The following is a 20,299-nucleotide window of genomic DNA, read 5'->3' as shown; positions in this document are numbered from 1 at the left end:
ATCATACCTTCCCTTTCGGGTCTGTATCCTCGCTCTCTATATGCCTTCCTCTCTTCTTCCTTCTCTCTTCTCTCTCCCTTTTCTCCCTTTGTCTAATGTGCATCCGCCCTTTCTCATCGGGCGGATTAAATTCTATCATATATATCTCCCTTTTGCAAGAGGGGGGATTTAAATTTTTTAGAAGAAATTAGTCTATATATATTCTTGTAAACCCCATATTTTTAGCTAAATTTATTGCCTCCTTATATTCACTTGGTAATATTGTTCTGTTTATTAATGGATATTCATAGGCTTTATAGAGCGGTCTGTATTGAGGCATTATATTTATAAAAACATCTGTAGAGATTTCCCTTTTTAAAAATTCGAGCCATTCCTTTATAGATGAAACCCCATTGGGAAGTAGGAGATGTCTTACAATAAGGCCTCTTATAGCTACGCCATTCTCGTCCGTTATAAGATTTCCTACTTGTCTATACATTTCCTTTACTGCTTCTTTTGCTACCTCAGGATAATCAAATGCATTAGCAAGTTTTAAAGATATATCATAGGACCAAAATTTTATGTCTGGCATATATATATCTATTATACCTTCTAACTCTCTAAGGGTTTCTAAAGACTCATATCCACTACTGTTATAAACTAAAGGTATATTTAAACCCTTAGGAATAGCATAATAAAGAGCTTCTAATATTTGAGGTACATAATGAGTAGGTGTGACAAGATTAATATTGTGACAACCCATATTCTGTAGTTCAATCATTATATTTGCTAAGGTTTCTGTATCAATAATTTCTCCAATCCCTAAATGACTAATAGTATAATTTTGACAAAAAATACAACCCAGGTTACAATAAGTAAAGAATATAGTACCAGATCCACTTTTCCCAACTAGAACCTTTTCTTCACCAAAATGAGGGAAATAACTTGATATAGTTATTTCTGATGAAGCCTTACAATACCCTTTTTCTCTTTTTTTTCTATTTACTTTACAATTTCTTGGACACAGGTTGCATGATTCCAGTTTTTTACTTAAGATATTAATTTTTCTTTCCAAATCACCTTTCTTATAACTCTCAATGTAAATAGGTCTCATAAGGACCTTAAAAATTCCCTTATCTTAAACTTTACATTTAAATTATGGGCCACTTCCTCACATTTTTTTATATCTATAGAAGGTATATTGACAACACTTACCCACACATCTTTAATATAAATAGAAGAGAATTTGATAAATTCAATTAAATGTTTATATGCATCTTTAAATACTGGTCGTGATATTAAGTTATATTTATATTCATTTTCTGCATTTAGACTAATAGAAATACTATCTACAAAAGGTGCAATTTCTGGCAAAATGTTTCTTCCATGAAAGATATTAGCATGTCCATTAGTATCTATTCTTATGTTTTTGTTGGGATAGTATTCTTTAACATATCTTGAAACTTTCTTTACTATTTCTACTCTTAATAAGGGTTCTCCATATCCGCAAAATACTATTTCTTTATAGTCGTTCAAATTTAATTCTTTTAATTCAATAATAATATCTTTAAAGGTAGGTTCTTTTTCTAACCATAATATTTTATCACCGATTCTATCTGAATAATTGCGTATACAAAATGTACATCTATTAGTACATTTATTGGTTATATTAAGATACAAATTTTCACCTAATACATATACTACGTTCATATATTTATATTTTTGAATATTCTTTTTAAATTTTTCTTGATAATATCAGAGAGAGTGATTAGATCTATTTTTTTTATTTCGGATATTTTTTGGGCTATCTCAGGTAAATAGGCAGGTTCATTAATCTTTCCTCTTATAGATTGAGGAGGAAGATAAGGTGCATCAGTCTCAATAGCTATTAAATCTAGTGGTAATTTTTTTAAAACTTCTCTTAAATTATTTGCATTTGGATAAGTTATAGGTCCAGAAAAACTGAACAAAAAATTCCAATCTGCTATAATTTTTGCTATTTCATAACTTCCACTAAAGCTATGCATTATACCTCCTACATCCCATACTCTTTCGGCTTTCATAATATTTATAAGATCTTTCCAGGCCTCTCTACTATGAATGACAATAGGAAGTTTATTTTCTTTGGCATATTGAATAAATTGTATAAATACTTGTTTCTGAGAATCTTTTGAAGAGTATAGTTTATAATAATCAAGCCCTATTTCTCCAATAGCTATTACCTTTGACTTAAGAAGTTTATCCCACTCTTTTTTATTGAATTCAAATTTGTCGGATTCATGCGGATGTAAGCCTATGACTGCATAAATATCATCATCCACACTTAGTTCCACTGCAATTCGGCTTGACTCTATGTCATATCCTACTACAAAAAATTTATTAACCTCTTTTTCTTTAGCTCTATTTACGATCTCTTCCCAAGAAGCATAAAGTTGCTTATCATTTAGATGAACATGTGTATCAATCCACATACTTTAAAATAATAGCCCAGGGCTATGCCTCCACCGTCGATTTGATCCTCCGGGAGAAGAGAGATAGGAAAGCTCCAATTAGGTTCACTGCGGCACCTAAGAAGTACCTCTTACCGTTGCTTCCTTTCGGACCTGGCGGGGTTTGAGGACCTCTTAGTGCACAGCTCCTAATCTTCATCGCTTCCATCTCTCCCTTCTTACCCACAAGATCAAACCTCAGGTGGCCTTTCGGCCCTGCTATAGCGGATTGCAGGTTCAGGGCACCGCTAGCTCCCCGCCTAAGCATAGCCCTGGGCATTTTTATTCTTGAATTCTTAATAATATGAATAAAGTACTAAAAATAACCCAAACAAATGAAAGTATTAATAAGAAAACTAATATTTTACCTATCCATGCTCCTATGCTTTTTTCATTTCTAAAAAACAAAGAAAAATTTAGCTCTTTTACAACTGCAAAAGCAGCCAATATACCAACAAAAAAACTAATTATAATACTCGTTAGACTCATTAATTCTCTTATATTTTTCATATCTTCATATCTTTAATATTAATTATTTATACTAAATGGCGGAGAGGGTGGGATTCGAACCCACGAGGCCACTTTCGTGGCCTACTCGCTCTCCAGGCGAGCGCCTTCGTCCACTCAGCCACCTCTCCGCTCTGATTATATTTTATCATAAAAATACGTTAAGGTGAACTCCTTAAATTAGTAAAAAACTTCTTTAGAATTTCCTCGCTTTCTTCTTTCATTATTCCAGTTATAATTTCCAATTTCTGCCACTTTTTATAATTTTCAATATTACATATAAACCTTGAAAATCCTTCTTCATGATTACTCGCCCCATATATTAATTTATCAAATCTTGCTTGTAGTATAGCTCCGAAACACATTATACAAGGTTCAAGCGTTACATATATAGTACAGCCATAAAATCTCCAATCACCAAGCTTTTTATATGCTTTCCTTATAGCTATAATCTCTGCATGGCAAAGAATATCTTTTTTTGATTCACGAAGATTGTGTCCTCGAGAAATTATTTCCCCATCTTTTACAACAACAGCACCTACAGGTACTTCATTCTTTTCTAAAGCCTTTTTTGCTTCTCTTAATGCTTCTGACATAAAAAAGTTTATATCTTTACTGAGTCCATGACCCATTTTATATACTCGGGAAGTCCATAATTTATTGGGATACCTATAATTTCAGGAAGTTCATATGGGTGTAACTCTTTCACTTTTTTTACTAAATCTGGAAATTTACTTTTATCTGTTTTTAATAAAACTATCACTTCATCTGCAATTTGTTTTTCATTATTCCAATAAAAGTAAGACTTAACATTAGGAATAATATTACCACAAGCAATTAGATGATCATCTAAAAGAGCGTTGACTATCTTTTCTGCTGTCTCTTCCTTATCCACCGTTATAATACATAATATCATTTTTCTCTTCACCTCACTTTAAATTAATAATCTTCTTCCCAATTCTATATAATGAATCATTTGGATTACAATCTAATATAAAATTAGCAACCTTCTTAAGTTTCTCTGATGAGTTTATCAATGTAAAGCTCAATCCAGCTAATTTTAACATATCCTCATCATTATCAAAATCCCCAATGGCAATAACTTCTTTAGGAGATATATTTAACATATTTATAAGCATCTTGAGGGCATTACCCTTTGATATACCATATGGTAATATTTCTAAATAATACGGAGCAGAGAATACAGCATTAATTTTATTATTATAATTTCTATCTATATGAGTTTTAATAATCTTTAAATCTTCTTCTTTTCCTTCCAAGAATATCTTAATTATTTTTTCGTTTTCTCTTTCAAGTAGCAATAAAGCCTCTTCATCTTCAAAAAGCATATCTTCATAATATACCCCTACTTTTATTTTTTCATAATATATCTTTATAAACTGAAGCGAATCTTTAACTTCTCTATTGGATAAATATTTGATAAATAAAAATCTACTCTCCACAGGGTGATATATTCCAGCCCCATTGTATAATATTACTGGTATATTAATATTTAATATTCTTATCTTCGATTCTATAGATGACCATCTTCTACCCGTTGCTATGGTAAAATCTATTCCTTTTTCTCTGAGCTTTCTTATAGCAATAATGTTTTGAGATGATAAGGTTTCTGTATAATCAACTATACTTCCATCAAAATCAGCCACAAGTAGCTTATACATTTAAAATCACTTCTCTTACTTGATTTATTAGCAAAGGCTTATAGGAAAAAATTTCTAAGAATTCCTCTCCTCTAATAATTGAATCTTCTATCTTTTTGGTCTTCAATTCTATATTATATCTATTGTCCCTTTTTTCTATTTTTATATCGTAAATATACCTTTTCAAATCTATTTCCTTTATCTTTTCCCCTCTTCTTACTAATATATAAACCTTATCATTATTCTTAAATCTTTCAATATCTTCTAAAAATGAACTTTCATTAGCCACAAAAACTTCTAACTCATAATTTATGCCGTAAGTATCTTTGATAAGAGATGATTTAGGTGATTCTAACACCTCAAAAAATTGAAGGTCTTCAGGTAATTCTTTGTTCCATTTATTAAGAACTTCTTCCTTTTCAATATAATACTTTAACGTTATATCTAACCATTCTTTTTTGCTCTCAATTCCAACTGGACAAGGTAATCCCAAGGATATTAGAGGCCTTGGATTATACCCCTGAGAATAAGCTACAGGTAATCCAGACCTCCTTACAGCCCTATTCATAAAATTTAACATATCTATTGAACTTATATATTTAAGCAACCTTTTTTTGTAAAATGCAAGTCTATAGACTATTTTATCCATAATGAGATACTCCACAAAAATCACAAAATAATCCCCATTCACAAGGAGGTGTCTCTTCACATTTATAAGCTTTTTCTCTTTCTTTTATAAGATAATTTTTTCTAACCCCACAAGATATATGATCCCAGGGTAAAGGATCATCTATATTTTTCTTTTCTGTATACCATTTAGGATTTATATTTAGATTATTAAAGATCTTTTCCCAAATATCTATTCTTAAAAACTCTGTCCAACTTTCAAATCTGCTTCCCATTTGCCAAGCTAAATTAAGAATATTCGAAAGTCTTCTGTCACCTCTTGAAAAAATTGCCTCCAAATAACTCATACTATAGTCATGGAAATCTATAGAAATATTTTTTCTTTTAAGAGCTTTTCTTAAAATATTTTTTCTTCTCTCAATTATTTCTCTATCCTCAAATTTTTCCCATTGAAATGAGGTATGAGGTTTTGGAACAAATATGGAGAAACTCAAATGTATTTTAGATCTTCTATTTAACCTTATTATTTTTTCAACTAGATTGACAGTCTCATAAATGTCCTCATCTGTTTCTGTAGGTAGTCCTAGCATGAAGTATAACTTAATATTATTCCAACCTTTACTAAAAGCCACATCGAGAGTCTTAAAAAACTCTTCTTCTTTAAGGTTTTTATTTATAACTTTTCTCAACCTTTCAGTTCCTGCTTCTATCGCGAAAGTAAGACTTGATTTTTTATTTTTTTCTACTTTCTCTGCAAGCTCTAAGGAGAATTTATCAGCTCTAAGAGATGGTAAAGTAAAGTTTACATGTTTTCCTTCAAAATCCTCGTTCAATAAATCTAATAGTTTTTCTATATTGGGATAGTCATTAGTACTTAAAGATAATAAACTAATTTCTTCATAACCTGTGTTCTCAAATATTTCCTTAGCATATTTTCTTATAGTATCTATACTTCTGTATCTTTTAGGTCTATATATATAACCTGCAAAACAAAATCTGCAACTTCTTTGACATCCTCGCATAATTTCTATTGATCCACGATCATGAGCAACCTGCTGGATGGGCACAATAGGACGAGTTGGAAAAGGAGCTTTTTCTAAATCATAGACAATTCTCCTTGATATTTTTGGAGGAACCCAAGGATATAAAGGAATTATTTCTTTAAATTTATCCTTCTCATAAATTGGCTTGTATAATGAAGGGATATATACTCCTTCTATTTTTACAAGTTCTTTAAACAGTTGAGTTTTATTTTCTTTTGTCTCCTTCCATTCCAAATATACATTAATAATTTCGTTAATAGCTTCCTCTGCTTCACCAATAAAAATTACATCAATAAAATCAGCAATAGGTTCTGAATTTAATACTGTAGGACCACCTGCTATTATTAAAGGATAAGATTCATCTCTATCCCTTGAGAAAATAGGAATATGTGATAAATTTAATATGGTAAGAATTCCAGAGTAAGTAAGCTCGTAGGATAAACTAAAAGCCAACCAGTCAAAACTCTTAATAGGCTTTTTCGTTTCTAATGAAAAAAGAGGGATTTTTCTATCCCTTAGCAAATTTTCTAAATCTATATAAGGGGCAAAAACTCTTTCACATAGTGTATCCTCTCTATTATTTAGTAAAAAGTAAATTATCTGAAAACCTAAATGAGACATTCCAATTTCATATAAATCTGGAAATGCTAATGCAACTTTCAATTTAACTTTATTCCAGTCCTTAATAATAATATTGTGCTCATTGCCTATATATCTTGAGGGTTTTTCTACTTTATCCAAGATTAATTCTAAATCTCTCATAAAATATTTATTTCACTCCTCAATGCAATGTTAAACATTAATCCCAACATAGCATAACTTACGATTAATGAGGTTCTTGCAAAACTTACAAAGGGCAGAGGAATACCAACAACTGGTGCCATTCCCATAACCATACTTAGGTTTATAAAGGTCTGGAATAAAAGGGTAAAAAGTATTCCTCCAACTACTAACTTACCAAAATTATCTTTTAGCCTTTTCAAAATTTCCCATATATTTCTAAATAATAAATAATAGAGTAAAACTAGCAAAACACTACCTATAAACCCAAATTCTTCAGCAAGAGAAGAAAATATAAAATCAGTATGTTGTTCTGGAATAAGACTTAAATGGGTCTGGGGTCCTTGTAACCATCCTTTTCCCAAAATTCTTCCAGAACCTATAGCTATCATAGATTGAATTACTTGATATCCACTACCGAGAGGATCTCTCATAGGATCAAAAAATGTCAATATTCTCTGTTGTTGATAAGGCTTAAGAGAAAGCCAAAGAAAAGGAAGAATAGTAAGTATTAGAAAAAAGGTTCTTATAATATATTTTTTGGGAATACCATAAAGATATAAAACAAAAATTCCAGAAGTAAAAATAACTATTGCTGTTCCAAGATCCGGTTGTATAACCACTAACATAGTAGGAACTAAGATGAGTGATAAAATTAAAGTATAGTCTTTAAAAGAAAAACTTTTTTTATGTTTTGATAATTCAATAAGAAAGCCCGATATTGATATGGTTATAAAGAGTTTTGATAATTCAGAGGGCTGAAAAGAAAAACCAAGAATAGAAAACCATCTTTGAGCTCCTAAACTTCTTCTTCCAAAGAATAAAACAAATATCAGTAAAATTAAATTTAATAGATATACTAAACTCCAAGCCCTTTCCCAAACTCTAAAGGGAATGGACATAAATAGAAAGAAAAATATAATCCCTATTAAAAAAGCTACTAATTGTCTATTTACAAAAAGAAAGGGTGAAAGTTCCTGATAAGTTAGTCTACTTACAGTAGTATCATAAATAAGAAAAAGTCCTATAAACGTAAGTAATATAGATAATATAAAAATACGTACTAAATATTTTCGTACCATGTTTTATTCATCCATTTTCCAAAGAGCCAATCCTGATGCTGGTTTTGGATAAAAATATGTAGACTTTTGAGGAAGTCTTTCTCTGTTTATAGCCAAAGCATAGACGATTTCAATAGGTATGGAGGGTAATATGAAAGCATATTCAAATTCGTTAGAATTTATATTTTTTCTTAACTCTTTAAGATCATGGGAAAATCTTATTAATCCTTCTTCTTGTAAATCACTTTCAGTAGTATTTAATATACCTTCCCAAACACCTTTTTGAAGTAGAGTTGTAGGTAAGATCCACCATAAATCTGAAACGTCATTATTCCTACTATTTATATATGAGGTATTAGGAATTAATTTCAATATTCTATTATCTTTAAGAAGGTATATAAAAGGTTTGTTTGGATTAAATACAAGATCTAAATCATCCATATTCTCCCCTAAATATACATCAAAGTTCTTTCTGAGATCCTCAATATTTAATTGAACTTCTTTACTAACTATTCTATGGGTTGGTAAAAGCTTAACTCCTGGATCATATAAGTCAGTAATAAGCATAAGTATATATTTGGCTTTTTCATCTTTAGTCTCACTATAATAAAGCCATGAGGCTTCATATCTATGGTGACCATCTGCAATTAAAATCTTTTTTTCAATCAAATATTGTTCAATGAGATTTATAAGTGATTCATCGTTTATTTTCCATAGATAATGATCTCTATAATCCCAGCTAGTTACTTTAATGAGAGGTTTCTCCTTTTCAATCTTCTTCCACAATGATGAAAGTTTTCCTTCTTTGTCTTCATAAATGCCCCAAATAGGTTCAAGATTAGCCCTTAATTCTTTGAGAAGCTCTAATCTATCTTTCTTTGGACCAGAAAAAGTACGTTCATGAGGTAAAATGTTTTCGCCTAAGGGTTGTAATTCTAATATTCCTAAAAGTCCATACATCTTATCTATTTTGTCTCCCCATTGATATTCTTGTTTATATAAAAAATATCCATTTTCCTCAAAGACAAGAATACCTTGATTTATCCACTCTTTAAAAACTTTAGAAATTTCTATATAATTGGTTGGATATTTATCTCCTAATGTAAGATGAGTTATATTGTAAGGATGCATAGATAGAAAATAAACCCTTTCTTCTTTTTGTATCACATCATAAGGTGGAGCAATAAGTTTTTCTAAGGGAAGATTTAAATTATATCTTAGAGCTCTAAATGGTAAAAACTTAATCATACATTATTACCTTCCTTTCTTTTAGGAATTATAATTTCAAATTTTGTCCCTTCTCCAAGTTTACTTTCTACTTTTATACTCCACCCATGTCTTTCAACCAACTTTTTGACAATAGAAAGCCCTAACCCTGAACTAAATCCATCCTCATTAGTGCGAGATTTACTTACTCTATAAAATCTGTCAAATATTCTATCTATATCCTTTTCAGGAATTCCAATACCTGTATCTTGTACCCATAAGTGTAAGTATTCATTTTTATCATTTACTCCTACCTCAATTTTCCCTCCAGAAGGGGTATACTTAACAGCATTTTCAATCAAATTAAATAAAATAGTGTCTAAATACTGTGGATCTGCAAATATTACAATGTTCTCTGGTAAATTTATATTTACTTTTAAGTTCTTCTTAGAAATATGAGGACTAAGTCTATCTAAGACATTAATTACACTTTCATAGAGAGATACATCTTTAGGTTGAAGTTCCATAACACCAGCCTCTAATCTTGATAAATTAAGAAGATTACTTATTAGTTTTGACATTCTCTCTATTTCTCTTCTTAAATAAGGGAAAAATTCACTATATATTTCTTCAAGAGTAATCTTTTTTTCAGAGAAAAGATCTATTAATATCTGTATAGAAGTAAGCGGTGTCCTTAATTCATGAGATGCATTTCCTAAGAATTCCTTGAAGTTTTCCTCCATTTTTTGTATAGGAGTATAATCATTTATTATTAACATCACTTCATTATTTTCCTTTAAATAATAGGCTTCGATTTCTAAAAATTTTCTTTCATTTCCCCAAAAATTGAGGGATATTTTATTATATTTTTGATTTTCTAATGTTTTTCTAAATACATCATCTATTTCATAATCCGGTATTAATTCTATTAACTTTTTCCTTCTCGCTTTTTTCGGTATATCAAAAATTTCAGAAGCCTTCTTATTCACACATAGTACAGTACCATCCTTGTTAATGATAATTACCCCTATAGGAATATATTCTAAAAGAAAATTCCATCTTTCTTTTAACTTATTTATTTTCGCTCGCCTCCTGGAATTTGTAACCTAAATTTCTAACTGTCACAATATATTTAGGGTGACTAGGATCATCCTCTACTTTTTCTCTTAACCATCTTATATATACATCTACCGCTCGAGGTTCTCCCCAAAAGTTCTCTCCCCATATATGTTTTATAATCATATCCCTCGTCCACACTCTTCCAGGTGAAGATATTAATAGTTTTAATATTTCAAACTCTCTATATGAAAGATTAACTTCTTTTCCTTTCACTTTTACAGTTCTTTTGACTAAATCCATTTCAAAAGGTGGGGCAACGATTTTTTGACTTTTTAAAAGATCTGATTGATACCTTCTTAAAACAGCTTCTATCCTTGCAAGTAATTCTTTTGCGCTAAAAGGCTTTGTAATATAATCATCTGCTCCTATTTTTAAACCAAGAACTTTATCTACTTCCTCATCTTTGGCTGTTAACATTATAATTGGTACATTACTTACTTTTCTTATCTCTTTACATACTTCCCATCCATCCTTTTCAGGTAACATTATATCAAGAAGCACTAAATCAGGATTGAAGAGCTTGAATTTGTTTAATGCTTCTACACCATCATAAGCTGCTTCCACTTCATATCCCTCTTTTTTCAATAAAAGCGATAGAGAGCTTACTATACCCTTATCATCTTCCACTAGTAATATCTTTTTCATCCTCTCACCTCAAATTCTTTAGAGAATATTATTCTTCCTAACCTAAGAAGGTTAGATCCCTCTTCAATGGCTATTTCAAAATCTTCCGACATTCCCATTGATAGATACCTTAAGTTTAGGTTTTCCTTAACTTTTAAAACCTCCCAGATATTATAAAGACTTCTAAAAACCCTCCTTATTTCATCCTTATCTGTAGTCAAAGGACCTATTGTCATAAGACCTTCTATTTTTAGGTATTCGTAACTCAATAATTCATTTAATGATTTCCAAAATTCATCCTCTTTAAATCCATATTTCGTCTTTTCTCCAGATAAGTTTAACTGAATTAATACCTTTACTACTTTGTTCTCACGTTGGGCTTCTTTATTTAAAGCTTTAGCAAGATCCAATCTATCTAAGGAATGAATCAAGTCAAATAATTTTAATGCTTTCTTTACCTTATTTGTTTGTAGATGACCCACTAAGTGCCATTCACATTCTAAATCTCCTGCTAATTCGTTTATTTTCTTTTCTGCTTCTTGCACTCTGTTTTCTCCAATTTTTCTAACTCCGACCTCATAAGCCTTTCTTATATAAGTTGATGGAAAACCCTTAGAAACTGCAACTACTTTAATTTCATCAGGATTTCTTCCCACTCTAAGAGCAGCTTTCTCTATCTTTTCTTTTACTTTTTCCCAATTTTCTTTAATAAAATTTAATTCGTTATCCATAAGAGATTAATATATCTTTAGAATTTTTCCCTTAATAATCCTTTCTTTTAATATTATATTGTTAAATTCTAAAGGTAAAGTAGTTAATTTGTAAAAATTTTTTAAAAATTCAACTTTTAAGACTTTTGTTCTAATTAGATTTTTGGAAGGAAAATTTGTATCGATTATTACATATCTACCAGATTCTACCAAGCTTTTAGAAAAAAGTATTAAAGATTTAGGTGGTAACTCCCTTATCACACATAAAGGATCCCCCTTTTTTACTCTTTTTCCAGAAAAAGAAGTATATTTTACATTATTGAGTTGTGAAAGTGATACCTCATTAAGATTTTTGTCTATTAAATTATCAATAAAAAAAGAAATATATCCAGATTTAATTGCAAAAATATAATTTTCTCCCTGAATCCTCTTTATCTCCTTCCGAATATTTTCTTCTAAAACCTTTATACTGTTAAAAATTTTTAATCTTTCTTCAGATACACTTTTAAGATATAAAATATCTTTATCTATTTCTTTGAAATCATTATTAAAAACTTTAATCCTGATTTCATCAATTTTCAAATTAATTTTATCGCCCAGTTTATTTATTTCTTCAAGTAGATCTATGTATCTTTTATCGTATAAAATATTCTGTTCTTTCCTTTTATTAACTGTATCCATATAACCAATTATTTGTCCTACTCTAACTTTCTCCATATCCTCTATACTTGTTCTAAAGATTCCATCAACTGGAGCTCTTATAAGACTTTCATCAAATTCAAAATATCCAATTATAGGAGGGATTCTATTAGACAGTAAAACATAAATGAGAAAAACTATGAAAATTATAAAAATAATAAAAAATAATAAAACTCTTCTAAAAAGTCTTTTTCTATTCTTTCTTAATCTATAAAAACCTTCTTTATAAAAAGGATTCATTTTAAAAATATATAGGCAATATTTCTTTCGGATGTTTTATTTCTCCTATAGGAGTAATAAGCATTGTTGCAATAGGTACATATATCAGATATATCAACATTTTCTTTTGGTATTTTCTCTTCTTCGAGTTGTTGCAAAAGAAGGGCTATAAGATCATATTTTACCTTTTCTTTTTCATATATAAGGTATTTTCTATATTCCTTAGGCAACTGAGAAATAAAATCTTCCTTAACCTCAAAACAGCAAGAATGAATGCTTGGACCAACACCTATAAATATATCCTCAGAATAGATATTATATCTATTCCTTAATTCGTATATTAATTTTTGGGGAAGTTTTTTAATTGTTCCTCTCCATCCAGAATGTGCCAAACCAATCAATCTAATTTTAGGTATATAGACAAAAATTGGAATGCAATCTGCAAAAAACATAATAAGGGGATGTCTTCTTTCTTGGGTTAGTATAATATCAGTTTTATTTGCAATTTTTGGAAAAAAAGATACATTGCTAATTTTTGATACATATATATTATCTCCATGTACTTGTTCTGCTACAACCCATCTATTTGGAAATATCTTAATCAAAGAAAGAAACCTTATATATGAAGGGATATGCTTAAGGGAGAAATAAAAAGGAAAAGAATATGGATCTGATACGAATCCATGGGATATTTCGTGAAATTTATTCAAAAGATTGGATTGCCAAATCATATACACACCCCACAAGTCTTACAATAATTGTTACATGGCAAAGTAATAACTCCTTGATATGCCTTCTCCCTTTCTCTCCACAAATATTCTCTTTTAACTCCTGTATCTATAAAACTCCAAGGAAAAATTTCATCCTTTTCTTTTTCTTCTAAGTAATACTCTTTTAATAGATTATCTTTTACAAGTTTCTTTAAAATTCTTAAACTATGAGGATCTTTTATATATTCTTTAAAAAATTCTTTCAATCTTCTATCTCCTCTACTTAAAACTCCTTGCCAAAAAACCCAAATGATATTTTCATCTTCCATTTTTGCATTATCCATTTTCCTAAGATTTTTTAATAGATAAGATCTAACTCTTTCAATATATTCAAGATCTGCCATTTTTTCCCATTGGAAAGGTGTATGGGGTTTAGGAATAAAGGTAGAAACACTTACACTTATCTCCATTTTTTTAACAATTCTTCTGATATTCATTATTAAATCCAAAATCCCTTCAATATCTTCCCAAGTTTCAGTAGGTAATCCAATCATAAAATATAATTTTAAAGTTTTTATCCCATAATCCTTAATTTTCCCACTAAAATTTAGGATATCATCATTAGTAAACTTTTTATTCAATACTTTTCTAAGCCTATCAGTACCTGCCTCTGGAGCTATAGTAATAGTTTTTTGATTAGTAATTTTTATAAGATCTAATATGTCTTCTGTAATATCTTCTAGTCTAAGAGATGAGAAAGATATAAGTATTTCACCTCTCACCACATAATCCTTAACATTTATCAGGCTTAAAGAGGGATCTATGGCAGGAACAATAAATCCTAATTTAGGTATATCCTCTTTATAAAACCAATTAACCTTTTCATATATTCTCTCTAGGGAAGAAACCCTATAGGGTCTATAGAAATAACCAGCCAAACAAAATCTACATTGATATTTACACCCTCTAACCAATTCACATAATGCCATATCAGAAAATACACCTTTGTTAGATGTTATAGGTGAAACCATGGGGTTATTGGAAAAATTTGAATAAATTCTTCTTCTTACTGGTAATTTTTGATCTCCCCATATTTTCTCTATTTTTTTACCGTTATATGTGAATTTGATAAATTTAGGTATATAAAAACCCTCATAATCTTTTACAGTATTTAAAAACCTTTCTTTTGTCCAACCGTTTTTTTTCTTTAATATTAAAGCTTCTGATAATTCTGAAACCATGTCTTCTCCTTCACCTATTAGTATTAGATCGAAAATCTCAGATATTGCCTCTGGATTGGAACTTAAAGCAATTCCCCCTCCAATTATTAGAGGATAACTGTCATCCCTTTCGTAACTATAAAGGGGGATTTTTTCCAAGTTTAAAATATAAATTATATTAAAAAAATCCAGTTCAAAACTAACAGAAAAAAGCAAAACATCGAAGTCTCTTAATTCTCTAAATCCTTCAATTGAATAAACTCTAAAATCTTTTCTCTTTTTCCAATCTATAGGAATATACGCTCTTTCACATAAAATTCCTTGTTGCTCATTAAAAATATGATATAAACCTATATATCCTAAATTATTTATGGATACATTATATGTGCTAGGGTATATAAATAATAATTTTACATCTCCACCCTTTTTACTTAACTTAAATCCTTTCTCACTGTTTAATACATCTAATATTTCTTTCTTTAGTTTCCAGTTCAAGAATATCTCTTTCTCCGTAAGATAGCAGGAATATCTAAATCATCTTCTGATATGTTAGTATAATCCTTCTTACTAGAACTTTCTTCTATTTCCTCACCTTGATGATCAAAACCTGTGGCTATCAATGTAACTTTTATACTATCCTTCATATTCTCATCAATTACAGCACCAAACTTAATATTAGCTTCTGGATCAACCTTAGGAGTAATAACTTCTGCAATTTCTTCTACTTCATGTAAGGATAAATCTAAGCCCCCTGTTACATTAAATATAACTCCTTTAGCTCCATTAATAGAGAAGTCTAAAAGAGGACTCTGTAAGGCATTCTGAGCTGCTTCTTTTGCTCTATTTTCACCTTTTCCTACTCCTATACCCATGTAAGCTGTACCAGCCTTTGACATTATAGATTGTATATCAGCAAAATCTAAGTTTATCAATCCAGGAACAGTAATCAATTCTGTAATTCCTTGAACAGCTTGTTTTAAAACCTCATCGGCTTTCTTAAAAGCCTCAACTAAAGGCAATCTACTATCACCAAGTTTTAAAAGTTTATCATTAGGTATTATTAAAAGAGTATCAACTTTATCCTTAAGTTTCTCTATTCCCTCCATAGCATTAACTCTTCTTTTTCTTCCTTCAAAAGTAAAAGGTAATGTGACCACAGCTACCACAAGTTTTGCAATTTCTTTTGCTATTTCAGCTATAACTGGAGAAGCTCCTGTTCCAGTACCTCCTCCCATTCCTGCAGTTATAAAGATCATATCTGCATCATCTAAGATATCTTTCAAAATCTCTTTACTTTCTATAGCTGCTTTTTCCCCAATCTTAGGATCTCCACCAGCACCAAGACCTTGAGTCACTTGCTCCCCTATTTGGATTTTATGAGGAGCTTTATTAAGATCAAGTACTTGAATATCGGTATTAACTGCAATAAACTCAACGCCATGAATTCCAGCTTCAATCATCCTATTAATGGCATTACCACCACCACCCCCAACACCAATAACCTTAATTTTTGCCCTTATCTCTCCATTATCTAAGCTGTCTGTAAATCTTGATAAAGTCAATTTCTAACACCACCTTCCCCTAATTCTTTACTCTTTAAAAGGTCTAAATATATTGTTAAATGTTTCTTTTAAATAGTCAAGAAGTTTTTTGTTTTTGTCTTCAAAAGAAATAGTCTTCAAAAAACTCTCTAAAGCCCCTACTGCAGAAGAGTAAAATACAGCATCTTTTTCTCCCAGAAAACTTCTCATTTGAGAAGGGGCACTTATTCTGACCGGTACTTTTAAATAATTACTTGCAAATTCATCTATACCATCTAAGAGAGCAGTACCACCTGTAAGCACGATACCTCCTGGAATAATTTCTAAGGGAGAATTTAGTTCTTCTAGTTTTTTTTGTATAAATTCTAAAATCTCTTCTACGCGAGGTTGTATGATCTCTCTAACTTGAGACTTTGATACTCTAATTTTTCTTTCTTGTAATGATGTAACTTCTAACGTTTCTTCTTCTTCATCTTTTAAAGTTCCTAATATTTTTTTAACCTTTTCTGCTTCTTCGGTAGAAATTCTTAGCGTAATAGCCAAATCTCTTGTTATTCTTTCCCCACCTAATTTTAATATACCAATACTATGAAGACAACCTTCTCTATAAATAGCAAGATTAGTTAAATCTCCTCCAATATCTACCATTACTACTCCTAATTTTTTTTCTTCTTGAGTAAGAACTGCTTCTGCTGCTGCTATCTCTTGAGGAACAAATCCTTCAATATTCACTTCTGCTTTTTCCAAAGTATTGATAATATTTCTAAGTTGAATTTTATCATGAGTTACTAATAACAAATCAGATTCTAAGCGAGTACCCATCATGCCTACTGGATTTACAATTCCATCTTGGCCATCTAATCTAAATCCCCTAACTACATGATATATAATTTCCCTATCCGGAGGAATAGAGGTTGCTTTTGCTGCATCAATCGCCCTTTCAACATCCTTTTCCGTAACTTCTTGTTCTCTGCTTTTTACTATAATCATGCCTCTGCTTGGAATAGCTGTTACTTTTTCTCCACTAATTGCTGCATATAATCTTGATATGTTCTTTATTCCTGCAATTCTTATAGCCTTATTTAATGCATCTTTTATACTATTACTTGCCTCTTGAATATCAACTATAACTCCATATTTTATTCCCTTAGAAGGTGAAATAGCAAAACCGATTATTTCAATGTTTTTTTCTAAAACATTTCCTACCACAACCGCTATTTTTGTAGAACCTAAATCTATAGCCCCAACAGTATCGGCCATCTATATTCCTCCAATAAAAGGAATCCTAAACCTGAAATCTAAACTTTTGTTTTCTATACCCATCTTCTTGACAATTTCTTTAAATGTTTCAATTTTCTCTTTAAAGTTATCATTAGAAAATTTTAATAAAAAATTATTTCCATAAATCTCAAAATAATTTTTATAAAAAACTATTTTTTTTATATTTAGATCTTTAAAGGCTTCTAATATTGTTCTAATAAGTTGAATATTCTTTGTACCTTCTATCTTTATTGTACCATCAAAAGATTTAAATTTCTTCATCTCTTTAAGTTTTTGATTATAAAAAAATTTTATACTGTCATAGTCTACCTCAAGAAGAGTCACCTCAGGTTCCCAATTAATCTTTACACCCCAAGGAAGGTAATTTATATCTTTTATTATTATTTCATGCTTTTTCTCAATTAGGTCGATTTTTCTATTTAAAAAAAGAATATTATTAAATTTAAAAATTTGACAAATATCCTCTTTAATTTTCGTATCACCATCATTTGTTATTACGTATAAGATCCACGTAGACGAAAAGATTATTATTAAAATTAAGACAAGAAATTTTCTCATAATTTTACCAAATCCTAATCTCAGGTTCTAACTCTATACCATACTCCTTCTTCACTTCTTCCTTAATTAAACTTATCAAAGAAATAACATCCTTATATTTAGCGTGGCCTAAATTAATAATCACATTAGCGTGTTCATAAGATACCATAGCATCTCCAATTCTTTTTCCTTTTAAACCAAGTCTTTCTATAAAAACTCCTGCTGGCCCTTGAGGAGGATTTTTAAAAACGCTTCCTGCAGAGGGATATTTAGGTAACCTTTTACTTCTTTCTTTTAAGTATTTTTTAGCTTGTTCTATAGAAATATCTTTATCTTTTTTTTCAAATCTTACCAATACAGATTTAACAATATACTCTTTTGGAATATTAGAATTCCTATAAGAGAAATGTAAATCCTTTTTATCTATATATTTTACACTTAAAGAATTATCTATAACATATAATCCTTCTATATAATCTCCAATAGCCTTTCTCCACGCTCCTGCATTTCCTGTTACAGCCCCACCAATGGTTCCTGGAATTCCCATTAAAAATTCTAATCCACCTAATTCGTTTTGCCATCCAAAATACAACAATTCTGAAATCAAACATCCACTCTCAGCCTCAACTATTAAAGAATCTATTCTTTTAACATTACCAAGGTTTTTACATATTTTTATCACTGCTCCTTTTATACCCTCATCAGAAATCAGCACATTAGTTCCTGCTCCTAAAATCTTTGTAGGAATTTCTTTTTCTTTAAGCTCAGACAATATATAAATAAGTTCATCCCATGAATAAGGAATAATAAATAAATCTGCTTTTCCACCTATTTTAAAAGATGTATAAGGAGCCAGATCATGTTGTGAAAGTATTCTACTCTTAAGTTTCTCATTATTGATGATATTCAACCTTACTTTCACTCCTCAATTTAGCAAGTAGTACTTCTCCTACTTTCCAAACGTTTCCTGCTCCTATTGTCAATAATATATCTCCATCTCTTAATATGTCTAATGCTGTAGAAGCTGCATCGGTTAAATTTTCTACATAGTATATATTAAAATCTGGCCTTTTTCCCTTAATTTCTTCATATATTTTTTTAGCCGAAACTCCTAATATAGGTTTTTCACCAGCAGAATAAATCTCTGTCAAGATGACTACATCAGCTAAGGTTAATGCTTCTGCTATGTCTCTATAAAGATAGAAAGTACGTGTATATCTATGAGGTTGAAAAACTACTACTATTCTTCTGTTATAAAGCTTAAGAGTTAATAAAGTTGCTTTTATCTCTGTGGGATGATGTCCATAGTCATCAAAAATTAAAACATTATTTTCTAATATACCTTTTAGTTGTATTCTTCTTTGCACACCATTAAATTTTTCTAATGCTTTGATTGTTAGATCTATATCTAATCCAAGTATTTTAGCTGTAGCTAATGCAGAAAGAGAGTTTAATACATTATGTTTACCTGGTATTTTTAATTTAACCTTACCTATTTCCTCTCCCCTGAAATAAGCCACATATTCAGATCCATATGGTGTAATATTTATAATATTAGCGGTAAAATCTGCGTTATCAAAGCCATAGGTATAAAATTCTTTATTAATATAGGGTATGATAGATTTTATATTATCGCATTCTGAACATAATAGAACCTTTCCATTTTGGGGTATTTTATCTATTACATTAAGAAATGTTTCTTTTATCTTACCTAAGTCTTTATAATAATCTAAATGATCATTATCTATATTAGTGACCACAAGAATAAATGGAAAAAGTTTTAAAATAGAACCATCACTTTCATCTCCTTCTGCCACCAAATAATCTCCATTCCCAAGTTTTGCATTTCCACCTATATCTTCTACTTCCCCACCCACAATAATTGTTGGATCTACCCTATTATTTTCAAGAACAAGCCCTATTAAAGAAGTGGTTGTTGTTTTTCCATGAGTCCCGCTGACAATAATAGACTTTTTTTCTTTAGTTAGTTCTCCTAAAAGTTCACTACGATGTAATATGGGGATATTTTTTTCTTTTGCAGCTAAATACTCCTCGTTTTCGGGAGGAATAGCTGAAGAGACTATAACTACATCCACACCTTTGAGATTTTTCTTATGATGTCCATTATATATTTTTACACCCTTTGCTTTTAATCTTATTGTAGAAATATTTTCTTGTATATCAGATCCTGATACTTCATAACCTTTTTCTGCAAAAATGTATGCAAGAGCACTCATACCTGTACCAGCAATACCAATAAAATGAATCCTCTTATAATTAAACAAA

General features: G+C 30.1%; 23 protein-coding genes, 1 tRNA gene and 1 other RNA gene. All 25 read right to left on the bottom strand.

All coding sequences use genetic code 11. The features are described 5' to 3' along the window. Position 1 precedes the first annotated feature (1 nt). Positions 2-139 carry a hypothetical protein gene (locus tag ACY3IT_RS05720; protein WP_463082013.1) on the bottom strand — a complete coding sequence of 46 codons (138 nt, stop codon included), beginning with the start codon at positions 137-139 and terminating at the stop codon, positions 2-4. Between the two features lie 48 nt (positions 140-187). Beyond that, complete coding sequence (locus ACY3IT_RS05715; RefSeq protein ID WP_463082012.1) at positions 188-1,093, bottom strand: radical SAM protein; 906 nt, start codon at positions 1,091-1,093, stop codon at positions 188-190. Then, complete coding sequence (locus ACY3IT_RS05710) at positions 1,090-1,689, bottom strand: TatD family nuclease-associated radical SAM protein (protein ID WP_463082011.1); 600 nt, start codon at positions 1,687-1,689, stop codon at positions 1,090-1,092. Before ACY3IT_RS05710 ends, ACY3IT_RS05715 begins: the two co-directional genes overlap by 4 nt. Continuing rightward, positions 1,686-2,450, bottom strand: coding sequence for a TatD family hydrolase (locus ACY3IT_RS05705; RefSeq protein ID WP_463082010.1), 765 nt, complete (start codon positions 2,448-2,450; stop codon positions 1,686-1,688). Before ACY3IT_RS05705 ends, ACY3IT_RS05710 begins: the two co-directional genes overlap by 4 nt. A 22-nt stretch (positions 2,451-2,472) precedes the next feature. Beyond that, positions 2,473-2,738, bottom strand: an RNA gene (ffs, locus tag ACY3IT_RS05700) — signal recognition particle sRNA large type. Positions 2,739-2,750: 12 nt separating this feature from the next. Then, positions 2,751-2,978 carry an ABC transporter permease gene (locus tag ACY3IT_RS05695; protein WP_463082009.1) on the bottom strand — a complete coding sequence of 76 codons (228 nt, stop codon included), beginning with the start codon at positions 2,976-2,978 and terminating at the stop codon, positions 2,751-2,753. Positions 2,979-3,014: 36 nt separating this feature from the next. After that, positions 3,015-3,106 (bottom strand) — tRNA-Ser (locus ACY3IT_RS05690). Between the two features lie 30 nt (positions 3,107-3,136). Continuing rightward, complete coding sequence (locus ACY3IT_RS05685; protein ID WP_463082008.1) at positions 3,137-3,571, bottom strand: nucleoside deaminase; 435 nt, start codon at positions 3,569-3,571, stop codon at positions 3,137-3,139. Positions 3,572-3,579: 8 nt separating this feature from the next. Next, positions 3,580-3,891 carry a divalent-cation tolerance protein CutA gene (cutA, locus tag ACY3IT_RS05680; protein WP_463082007.1) on the bottom strand — a complete coding sequence of 104 codons (312 nt, stop codon included), beginning with the start codon at positions 3,889-3,891 and terminating at the stop codon, positions 3,580-3,582. Positions 3,892-3,904: 13 nt separating this feature from the next. Beyond that, positions 3,905-4,657 (bottom strand): HAD family hydrolase, encoded by a 753-nt coding sequence (locus ACY3IT_RS05675; RefSeq protein ID WP_463082006.1) that lies wholly within the window; start codon positions 4,655-4,657, stop codon positions 3,905-3,907. Beyond that, complete coding sequence (locus ACY3IT_RS05670; RefSeq protein WP_463082005.1) at positions 4,650-5,285, bottom strand: TIGR03936 family radical SAM-associated protein; 636 nt, start codon at positions 5,283-5,285, stop codon at positions 4,650-4,652. The genes ACY3IT_RS05675 and ACY3IT_RS05670 overlap by 8 nt, the downstream gene beginning before the upstream one ends. Next, positions 5,278-7,068, bottom strand: coding sequence for a TIGR03960 family B12-binding radical SAM protein (locus ACY3IT_RS05665; protein WP_463082004.1), 1,791 nt, complete (start codon positions 7,066-7,068; stop codon positions 5,278-5,280). The genes ACY3IT_RS05670 and ACY3IT_RS05665 overlap by 8 nt, the downstream gene beginning before the upstream one ends. Then, positions 7,065-8,168: a rod shape-determining protein RodA gene (rodA, locus tag ACY3IT_RS05660; RefSeq protein ID WP_463082003.1), complete on the bottom strand. Its 1,104-nt coding sequence runs from the start codon at positions 8,166-8,168 to the stop codon at positions 7,065-7,067. Before rodA ends, ACY3IT_RS05665 begins: the two co-directional genes overlap by 4 nt. A 3-nt stretch (positions 8,169-8,171) precedes the next feature. Then, on the bottom strand, positions 8,172-9,395 hold the full coding sequence (locus ACY3IT_RS05655) for a DUF1015 family protein (protein WP_463082002.1): 1,224 nt from the start codon (positions 9,393-9,395) through the stop codon (positions 8,172-8,174). After that, positions 9,392-10,432, bottom strand: a complete 1,041-nt coding sequence (locus ACY3IT_RS05650; RefSeq protein ID WP_463083630.1) for an ATP-binding protein — start codon at positions 10,430-10,432, stop codon at positions 9,392-9,394. The genes ACY3IT_RS05655 and ACY3IT_RS05650 overlap by 4 nt, the downstream gene beginning before the upstream one ends. After that, positions 10,425-11,117, bottom strand: a complete 693-nt coding sequence (locus tag ACY3IT_RS05645; protein ID WP_463082001.1) for a response regulator transcription factor — start codon at positions 11,115-11,117, stop codon at positions 10,425-10,427. Before ACY3IT_RS05645 ends, ACY3IT_RS05650 begins: the two co-directional genes overlap by 8 nt. Continuing rightward, positions 11,114-11,827, bottom strand: a complete 714-nt coding sequence (locus ACY3IT_RS05640) for a YggS family pyridoxal phosphate-dependent enzyme (protein WP_463082000.1) — start codon at positions 11,825-11,827, stop codon at positions 11,114-11,116. Before ACY3IT_RS05640 ends, ACY3IT_RS05645 begins: the two co-directional genes overlap by 4 nt. Positions 11,828-11,833: 6 nt before the next feature. After that, a complete protein-coding gene (locus tag ACY3IT_RS05635) occupies positions 11,834-12,745 on the bottom strand; it encodes a biotin/lipoyl attachment domain-containing protein (RefSeq protein ID WP_463081999.1) in 912 nt (303 codons plus the stop codon). Then, positions 12,742-13,455 carry a purine nucleoside phosphorylase YfiH/LACC1 family protein gene (locus ACY3IT_RS05630; RefSeq protein ID WP_463081998.1) on the bottom strand — a complete coding sequence of 238 codons (714 nt, stop codon included), beginning with the start codon at positions 13,453-13,455 and terminating at the stop codon, positions 12,742-12,744. Before ACY3IT_RS05630 ends, ACY3IT_RS05635 begins: the two co-directional genes overlap by 4 nt. Next, a complete protein-coding gene (locus ACY3IT_RS05625) occupies positions 13,452-15,149 on the bottom strand; it encodes a radical SAM protein (RefSeq protein WP_463081997.1) in 1,698 nt (565 codons plus the stop codon). Before ACY3IT_RS05625 ends, ACY3IT_RS05630 begins: the two co-directional genes overlap by 4 nt. After that, positions 15,146-16,216 (bottom strand): cell division protein FtsZ, encoded by a 1,071-nt coding sequence (gene ftsZ, locus ACY3IT_RS05620; protein ID WP_463081996.1) that lies wholly within the window; start codon positions 16,214-16,216, stop codon positions 15,146-15,148. The genes ACY3IT_RS05625 and ftsZ overlap by 4 nt, the downstream gene beginning before the upstream one ends. 27 nt (positions 16,217-16,243) lie before the next feature. After that, positions 16,244-17,455, bottom strand: a complete 1,212-nt coding sequence (gene ftsA / locus ACY3IT_RS05615; RefSeq protein WP_463081995.1) for a cell division protein FtsA — start codon at positions 17,453-17,455, stop codon at positions 16,244-16,246. Further along, positions 17,456-18,034, bottom strand: a complete 579-nt coding sequence (locus tag ACY3IT_RS05610; RefSeq protein WP_463081994.1) for a hypothetical protein — start codon at positions 18,032-18,034, stop codon at positions 17,456-17,458. 4 nt (positions 18,035-18,038) lie between these two features. After that, positions 18,039-18,923 (bottom strand): UDP-N-acetylmuramate dehydrogenase, encoded by an 885-nt coding sequence (gene murB / locus ACY3IT_RS05605; RefSeq protein ID WP_463081993.1) that lies wholly within the window; start codon positions 18,921-18,923, stop codon positions 18,039-18,041. Continuing rightward, positions 18,907-20,298 carry a UDP-N-acetylmuramate--L-alanine ligase gene (gene murC, locus ACY3IT_RS05600; RefSeq protein WP_463081992.1) on the bottom strand — a complete coding sequence of 464 codons (1,392 nt, stop codon included), beginning with the start codon at positions 20,296-20,298 and terminating at the stop codon, positions 18,907-18,909. The genes murB and murC overlap by 17 nt, the downstream gene beginning before the upstream one ends. Between the last annotated feature and the right edge of the window lies 1 nt (position 20,299).

This window comes from Dictyoglomus sp. GBS (assembly GCF_055179815.1).
Note: the sequence above shows the minus strand (reverse complement) of the source record. Positions and strands in the feature narration are given on the sequence as shown.

Bases quoted from the DNA above. Each gene is read 5' to 3' on its own strand.
- ACY3IT_RS05715 (WP_463082012.1), bottom strand. From the start codon at position 1,093: ATGAGACCTATTTACATTGAGAGTTATAAGAAAGGTGATTTGGAAAGA.
- ACY3IT_RS05645 (WP_463082001.1), bottom strand. From the start codon at position 11,117: ATGAAAAAGATATTACTAGTGGAAGATGATAAGGGTATAGTAAGCTCT.
- ACY3IT_RS05685 (WP_463082008.1), bottom strand. From the start codon at position 3,571: ATGTCAGAAGCATTAAGAGAAGCAAAAAAGGCTTTAGAAAAGAATGAA.
- ACY3IT_RS05670 (WP_463082005.1), bottom strand. From the start codon at position 5,285: ATGGATAAAATAGTCTATAGACTTGCATTTTACAAAAAAAGGTTGCTT.
- ACY3IT_RS05630 (WP_463081998.1), bottom strand. From the start codon at position 13,455: ATGATTTGGCAATCCAATCTTTTGAATAAATTTCACGAAATATCCCAT.
- ACY3IT_RS05720 (WP_463082013.1), bottom strand. From the start codon at position 139: ATGATAGAATTTAATCCGCCCGATGAGAAAGGGCGGATGCACATTAGA.
- ACY3IT_RS05710 (WP_463082011.1), bottom strand. From the start codon at position 1,689: ATGAACGTAGTATATGTATTAGGTGAAAATTTGTATCTTAATATAACC.
- ACY3IT_RS05655 (WP_463082002.1), bottom strand. From the start codon at position 9,395: ATGATTAAGTTTTTACCATTTAGAGCTCTAAGATATAATTTAAATCTT.
- ACY3IT_RS05610 (WP_463081994.1), bottom strand. From the start codon at position 18,034: ATGAGAAAATTTCTTGTCTTAATTTTAATAATAATCTTTTCGTCTACG.
- cutA (WP_463082007.1), bottom strand. From the start codon at position 3,891: ATGATATTATGTATTATAACGGTGGATAAGGAAGAGACAGCAGAAAAG.
- ACY3IT_RS05665 (WP_463082004.1), bottom strand. From the start codon at position 7,068: ATGAGAGATTTAGAATTAATCTTGGATAAAGTAGAAAAACCCTCAAGA.
- ACY3IT_RS05675 (WP_463082006.1), bottom strand. From the start codon at position 4,657: ATGTATAAGCTACTTGTGGCTGATTTTGATGGAAGTATAGTTGATTAT.
- ACY3IT_RS05705 (WP_463082010.1), bottom strand. From the start codon at position 2,450: ATGTGGATTGATACACATGTTCATCTAAATGATAAGCAACTTTATGCT.
- rodA (WP_463082003.1), bottom strand. From the start codon at position 8,168: ATGGTACGAAAATATTTAGTACGTATTTTTATATTATCTATATTACTT.
- ACY3IT_RS05695 (WP_463082009.1), bottom strand. From the start codon at position 2,978: ATGAAAAATATAAGAGAATTAATGAGTCTAACGAGTATTATAATTAGT.
- ACY3IT_RS05640 (WP_463082000.1), bottom strand. From the start codon at position 11,827: ATGGATAACGAATTAAATTTTATTAAAGAAAATTGGGAAAAAGTAAAA.
- ACY3IT_RS05635 (WP_463081999.1), bottom strand. From the start codon at position 12,745: ATGAATCCTTTTTATAAAGAAGGTTTTTATAGATTAAGAAAGAATAGA.
- ftsA (WP_463081995.1), bottom strand. From the start codon at position 17,455: ATGGCCGATACTGTTGGGGCTATAGATTTAGGTTCTACAAAAATAGCG.